6 protein-coding genes are annotated in these 6,631 nt (G+C 66.4%); 3 read left to right on the forward strand and 3 right to left on the reverse strand.

Annotated features, from left to right (window positions below; translation table 11 throughout):
- Positions 1–109: 109 nt before the first annotated feature.
- A complete protein-coding gene (locus ACZ7FF_RS39825) occupies positions 110–646 on the forward strand; it encodes a GNAT family N-acetyltransferase (RefSeq protein ID WP_470818967.1) in 537 nt (178 codons plus the stop codon).
- 324 nt (positions 647–970) lie between these two features.
- On the opposite strand, the gene ACZ7FF_RS39830 is transcribed toward ACZ7FF_RS39825, so the two are convergent.
- On the reverse strand, positions 971–1,120 hold the full coding sequence (locus ACZ7FF_RS39830) for a hypothetical protein (RefSeq protein ID WP_470818969.1): 150 nt from the start codon (positions 1,118–1,120) through the stop codon (positions 971–973).
- Between the two features lie 1,373 nt (positions 1,121–2,493).
- Positions 2,494–3,126: a hypothetical protein gene (locus ACZ7FF_RS39835; RefSeq protein WP_470818971.1), complete on the reverse strand. Its 633-nt coding sequence runs from the start codon at positions 3,124–3,126 to the stop codon at positions 2,494–2,496.
- A 301-nt stretch (positions 3,127–3,427) separates the two neighbouring features.
- Here ACZ7FF_RS39835 and ACZ7FF_RS39840 point away from each other — a divergent pair, with 301 nt between their 5' ends.
- Together ACZ7FF_RS39840 and ACZ7FF_RS39845 are read left to right on the forward strand one after the other, a co-directional pair.
- The gene (locus tag ACZ7FF_RS39840) at positions 3,428–3,595 is read left to right on the forward strand and encodes a hypothetical protein (RefSeq protein WP_470818973.1); all 168 of its coding nucleotides are present in this window, start codon (positions 3,428–3,430) and stop codon (positions 3,593–3,595) included.
- Positions 3,596–3,673: 78 nt separating this feature from the next.
- Positions 3,674–5,836: a type IV secretory system conjugative DNA transfer family protein gene (locus tag ACZ7FF_RS39845; RefSeq protein WP_470818975.1), complete on the forward strand. Its 2,163-nt coding sequence runs from the start codon at positions 3,674–3,676 to the stop codon at positions 5,834–5,836.
- Between the two features lie 289 nt (positions 5,837–6,125).
- Here the strand turns inward: ACZ7FF_RS39845 and ACZ7FF_RS39850 are convergent, their stop codons facing one another.
- Complete coding sequence (locus tag ACZ7FF_RS39850; RefSeq protein WP_470818977.1) at positions 6,126–6,506, reverse strand: hypothetical protein; 381 nt, start codon at positions 6,504–6,506, stop codon at positions 6,126–6,128.
- Between the last annotated feature and the right edge of the window lie 125 nt (positions 6,507–6,631).

Here is a 6,631-nt window from a genome sequence, read left to right on the forward strand (position 1 = left end):
TGTCGGCCGTAATCCAACCAGTCCAGCGGTCGCAGCGGCCAGCGAACCCGGTGAACCTGCGCGCTCACAGCACTTGGCCAGTGCTCGGCGGAGAGATCATCATGTGGGAATGTCTGAGAACCGATCCACTGTGGCACCGACTGTGGTGCGGCTCGCCCATTACACGAAGGCGGACCAGGAGGAGATCCTTGGCATCAGCGATGATCCCTTCGGTGTCGCCTGGACCGGTCTGACCTGGCTGCCGAAAGAAGAGCACTTCGGCATCCGGTACGACGGCCGCCTCGTGGCGCACGCCGGCCTGCTGCGACTGCCTGTTGCGATCGGCGGCGCCGAGACAGAGGTGGTGGGCGTCGGCGGGGTGGCCGTCTCACCCGGCATGCAAGGTCAGGGCCTCGCTCGCCTCGTCGTCACAGCTGCCCTGGAGCACGCCCGAACGATGGGTCCTCAACACGCACTCCTCTTCTGCCGACCTCCCCTCGTGTCGCTCTACCAGCGCCTCGGATGGCACCCGCTCGACAAGGACGTACTCGTCGAACACCCCGAAGGCCGCCTCGTGACCATGCCGCTGCGGACCATGGTGACGCCCCTGCGCGACGACGCCCGGTGGCCCCCAGGGCCAGTACGGCTGTCCTCACTCCCTATGTGACGGGCCCCTTCAGCAAGAGCCGCGCAGCGCGGCGACGCAGGGTTCACCCATCTCGCACCGGTGTCAGTTCTCACCAACATTTTCCGGCTCTGCGATCGACAATCGCTGCCCAAACTCGGTGACAAACGGTGTCGACTCTCGGTTACGAAGCCATCCTCACCTCGGCCGAAGTGATCGCGGCGTACAGCACCAGGCTCGAAGCCCTTGCCATGAGGCGAGGGAACAGCTGCACGTCGCTGACGTACTCGAGCGCTGCGGACGGCCGGGGCGGTGGCACCTCCGGGGTGTGCCCCGGAGGAACACCCCCGGGCCCGATACCGGGCATCACAGCTTCAGGACCGCCGCCACGGCGACGAAGACGCCGGCGCAGAGCGTCAGGACCGGGATGGTGCGCCGGTGGGTGTGCGCGATGTGGCCGACGAGCGCGGTCGCGACGAGTGCCAGGACGAGCAGCTGCGTGTGGTCGGCGGGCATTGGGGTCCTCCTGTAGGGGGTCTGCACGGCCGCCGGGGTGACGGCCGGGATCACGTTGGAGGACCGACGGGTAAGCCGCGCAACCCCTCCACCTCTTCAGGAGGGGAAGTGCTTCCTTGGACAGGAGCGGCCGCGAAATCCGTGATGGGAAGACCTATTACGCGGAAGGACCACGGCCGGTGGGTGCCGCGTACCAGCGGTGCCGTACCAGGGCGCGCTGGTATGGGTTCGGCACCGAGCTGGCCGTACTCGTACAGAGGTTGGTAGGACGCCCGGACGCTCTCCCGGACACGGCGCGCCGCACAGGCCATGTACGAGGGCGCGCCTTCGTCAGCCTGGCCCCGCTGTACCGCCAGTACCGTCTTTTCCCGTTATCAGGCGACATCAGTCTGTATATGAACAAACAGTCGCAGACGGTGCAGGTGGTACACCGCAGGCCAGCGTCCGCCTGGCCGAGCAGAGAGCGATGTAGGTAGCCTGGTCGATCCTTCGGCCACCGTGACCGTCCGCGTGAAGCAGGCGGCCAGCGACCGGTCACCGGTTGCCATCGGCCGCTGGAAGGCCCGGGCCGACTTCCAGGCGCGGAGTGCACGGTCTGGCCGACGGACAGCCTGCGGCCAGCGCGTGACCGGCAGGAAAGTCCGGCCACGGGCACGTGCAGCGGCCGGTCAGACGGCCGTGGCCGATGGCCGGTGACTGACGACCAGCCCACGGCCGCAGCAATGAGCCGCCGGGACCGGCAAGGGGCCGGACAAGCGCGCACTGCGGCCTTTCCCCATCCGCGGGTCCTTCGCGCCGCCGGATGCTTCGGCCACCGCACCGCGCTGCGGCCAGAGGTACCTGACGGAGCCGATGCCTGACGTGACCGATGGTGGCCGATGCCCGTGACCGACGCGCCGAGTCTGAAAGCCGCAGATGGCCGACGTGACCGATCGAGACGGCGCTTCGCGGAACCACGTGACCGATGTGACCGGTGGGCGTGGCCGGGCTTGGCCGACGCCTCCGGCAGACGCGGCCAGGTGGCCGATGGACACCAACCGGTCACCCGGCCATGACCGGTTCTCCGTCGACTGGCCGCGGCCGATCCATCGACCGGCTGACCGACCCGCCCCGGTCGCACGCCCCTCCGCTGCGTCTGGCCGTGACGAGAGGGGACCCGGAGAACCGGTCGTGGCCGGGACGCCGGCCAGTCGATGGATCGGCCAACGGCCGTGACCGGACAGGTACGCGGGAACAGTCGTCAGGCTGAGACGGCTCGTGGGACAGCTGCATGAGCTGGCACGCCCATGAGTCTGCCCGCTGCCATAGTCGCGAGACGCAGGACGCTCCAAGCCTGCAATCCAGGATCTCTCACAGCACCCGCAAATTCCTCTTCAGGGTCTTTCCCATGGACGCACCACAATACGTGGTTCCCGACCGGCCTGCTCCGCACTGATATTTGCGTCATTAGCGGCGGCCTGAACCCCGGCGAGAAGATGAGGGTAGGCCCAGTAGACGACTCCGGAGATATGCGGGGCATAAGCATAGGAGAGCATGATCCGTGTCAGGCGAGGCCTGCTCTTTCGGCTGCGTTCCAGCTCATGCACCCAAACATCCGACCCATCCACCAGGGATGCGAGATCCGGAAATGCTCGACCACCGGTTCCCCGGCCTGCTCCCATCTCGATATCCGACCGTAGGCGAGATTCAGGGCCAGCTGCAGGGTTGGGCTCCGTCCTTCGGATTTCTTGCTCAGTCATGATCGTGTGGGACGGCTGTATCTCCGCCAGGTGATGAGCCAAATCGATAACGGAAAGATCGTGCTCCAGTTCGGCGATTTTGGGAGCTCCGGTAGAACCGGTCAACTCCACCGCCCTCAACCCTTCACGCGTCAGCCAATGCACTCGAGGGTAATCCGCAAGCATTCTCGCGTGATCTACCAGTCCGAGCTCATGCAGCGCCCTCATCCGACGCTCGTAGATCTCCAGCCGACGATTCCCGTCACGCTTGTTGAACTCCCTTGCCACCTGGCGGGCCGTAACGGCCCGCCAGCGGCCCATCCAGGCCAGGATCTCAACGTCACGGGACGTCAGCCGCCTCTGGGGTCGGTGGAGTTGACTGCGGCTCGGACTCTCACTCCCGCCCGGATCCACAACCATGCTCGAATCCATGCTTTCTCCTCTGCTCAACCTATGCTGCACCAAGCATAGTTCAGATCGATCTGACCTGGTAGATCGTCACTTCGCCGTCGGAGACCCCACTCTCACAACGTCAGTCAGTCAGATACGAAGAGTGAGTAGTGGTGAGAGGAGAGGCTAGGGTCTGAGGATGAGGACAGGGGGAGAGGAAGAGGAGGAGAGGAAGAGAGGGGGAGAACGAGAGGGAAGAGGAGATGGGGGAAGTGAAAGAAAAAGAGAAGAGAAGAGAGAAGGGAAAAGAAAAAGAGAAGAAATGTGTGGAGGGAGAAGGGTGATGGGAGTGAGGGAGGTGTTATAGGGGGCGGGAAGGTTGTGCGGGACGGTGGTAAAGGCGGCGGTGAACGATGCAAGTAGTTGATGAAAAGGGGGTCGGGTAGTGGCTGATTATCGGGCGCGCGGTGATGTGGAGGGACGGCCCCCCACGCAATGGGGAGTCGCCGAGAAGAACGTTTCATCAGGGCAGTCCGTTTTCAGAGGGGCGGCGGCTCTTCTTTTTCTTGCGGCACCACTGATTGCTCTGGTTTCCTTGGGGTTTGTAGCTGCTGGTCAGTTCCTGGCCAAAAAAGCTCGCAAATGGATAGCCGTAGCAGGAGCCTGCGGATTCGTTGCTGCAGTGATGGCCGGCGCGGGACGCGGATACATGCGCCCATACCGTCAGGTGGCCGATGAGATGCGGAAAACCGGCAGCTGGGATTCTATCCGCCGTACTGCTGCGGAGCAGTGGCCGTCCTGGATAATCGGTCAGTTTCCCTACGCGCTCACCATGGGCGCCCTGATCGGTGGCCTTTGGCTTATGTGGCGCTCCCGATTCCTGGCCGAATGGAGGGACGTAGAAAGCCTGGCTCCGCAACGGCGGGTCGAATCGCGAGTCAAGAACATGACCCGCCGGGACGACCGTCCCGCGGTCACCTCGGTCGACGACCTGACCCTGCGCCTCGGTGTGGACATGCACACCGGCAAGCCCTGTGTCGTTCCTGGCCGCGCACTCAGGCAGCACGCCTTCGTCGCCGGCGCGACCGGCTACGGCAAGACCCGCAGCATCGAGCGGCTCGTCCACGAGTTGGTCGTCAGCCCTCACGCCCGTGCCTTGAACATCCCCTTCCTCTTCGCCGACATGAAGGGGGACCCGGAGCTCGCCGAGGCGCTGCGCGGAGCCGCCCACGAGGCAGGCCGTCGCTTCCGGCTGGTGACGGTCACCGGCCACGGTGACTGCTACAACCCGATCCGGCAAGGCACCGCCGAGCAGGTCAGGTCCCGCATCGTCGAGTGCCTGGACCAGGTGGCCGGCGGCGGATTCAGCGAGCCGCACCACCGTGAAGCAGCCGAAGAGTTCCTCTTGTACTGCGTGCGGGCCCTCGACGACCTGGTCGCCCAGCCGCACCTGACCGAGCAGTTCACGGACGGGGTCCGCCCGTGGAGGCGGGACCTGCCCGACCTGGCCCGGCTCATGACGATCAAGGGCCTGTCGAACCGGCTCAACCGTTTCTCCGGACCGGTCGGCCAGGACATCTCCCAGTACCTCGACTACCTGCAGGACGAAGCCAAGGACCTCCGGCGGTCCATTCCCGGCCTGGCCACCCGTGTGCGCAACCTCGTATCAGGAGACGCCAGGCGAATCCTGACAGAAGACCCAGACGGCATTGACCTGTACGAGTCGATCCGGGCCGGAGACGTGGTCCTGCTGTCCCTCGCCTCGGCCACGGACGCCCGAGCCGCCCGGCAGATTGGCAGCCTGTTCCTGACCGATCTCGGCAGCGTCGGCGACCGACTGCTGGCCGACCGTTGGGGAGCATCCGGCGGCCTGTTCATCGCAGGCGTCGACGAGTTCAGCGCCCTGGGCGGATCCACCATGGCCGGACTCTTCCAGCGCATCCGCGCCGCAGGCGGCGGACTCATCCTGTGCACCCAGGACATGGCCGACCTGACCGAAGTCGGCGAAGGCTTCGCGGCCGCGGTCATGACCAACACCAACGTCCTGATCCTGCACCGCCAGAAGGCTGCGGCGGAGACCATCGCCGAACTCCTCGGCACGCGCCAAGGGTGGGAGGAGACCGTCCAGGTCCAAGAGGACATCACGCTCCTCGGATCCGCCACCGTCGGATCCGGCGCCGGCTCACTGCGCAGGGTCGACCGCTTCAAGGTCCACCCCAACGAACTGCGCGAACTCAGCACCGGCCAAGCGGTCGTCGCCGTCGGCAGCCCGACCGACTCCGTCCAGACCGTCCGCATGCTCCTGGCCCCACGCCACACCGCGCCCCCAACTCCTGAGGCCCAGCAGCAGGTGGTCCTGACCAAGCACCTCCCCACTCCGCCACCACCTCTGGAACAGGCACCCCGGTCCGAAACCACACCGCCACCCCTGTCTCAGCCCGAGCCCCAGCACAAGCAGGAAGAGCCGGATCCCTTTTTCGAGGAGATGGCCACGCCTCCGGAGCAACCTGAGGCACCGGAAGCGGAGCAGCCCGAACCGGCGGAGGCGCCCCCGGACTCCGGTGGCAGGACGAACCTGACCGTAAAAGGCGGCGACATGTGGGGGTAGGCCAGACCTCAGCAGGTATGGAGTACAGGCGAAGTGAGCCCCGGCGCTCCGCGCCGGCGGGACGGTGAGCGCTCCGCGCTCACCTCCAGGTGCCTCCGGCACCTGGAGGCTGTGCCGCTGCGCGGCACAGCCTGAGGCGGCGCTCCGCGCCGAGCGGGGTCGCTGCGCGACCCCCAGCGCCAGCCCTCCGGGCTGGTGGCGCCTTCGGCGCCGGGCCGTGCCGCTGCGCGGCACAAGGCGCTGGGCGGGCGGCCCTCGGGGCGGTGGTTCCGCCCCGAGGACCTGGGGGTTAGCGCTTGGACCTGGTCGGCAGGGGCTTGGAGAGCTTGCCGGGGGCCAGGTTCAGCCGCTCGGGGTTGACGACCACCTTCGACGTGCGGACCCGCTCCCCCTTGCGGTTCGTGTACTCGTTGAACTCGGACCCGATCATTCCGTTTCCGACGACGACCAGCACCGGCCGCGCCATGGGGAGCGGGATCGCGCGGCTCCGGGCGTCGCCCTGCGGGCCGTTGTGCGGGTACGCCTTCTTGATCTCCTCGATCTGACCGTCCGGAACCCACACCGTGAAGTCCCGGACGATGATGTTCCCGCCCCGGTCCATCTGACCGGTGGGGATGGCGACGACGAGCATCGCGTACTCGCCGTCGCCCGCCCCTCCTCCATCCCCCACATCACGCGGGTGACGAAACCGGCGAACTCGGTGTTCGCGAAGCCGTTGGGCAGAAAGCTCTCAGCAGAGGCAAGCGCCATTGTTCCTCCAGGGTTGAAGTTCCCGACCGGGGCCATCTCCCGTTC

It is taken from the genome of Streptomyces sp. NPDC037126 (assembly GCF_055605965.1).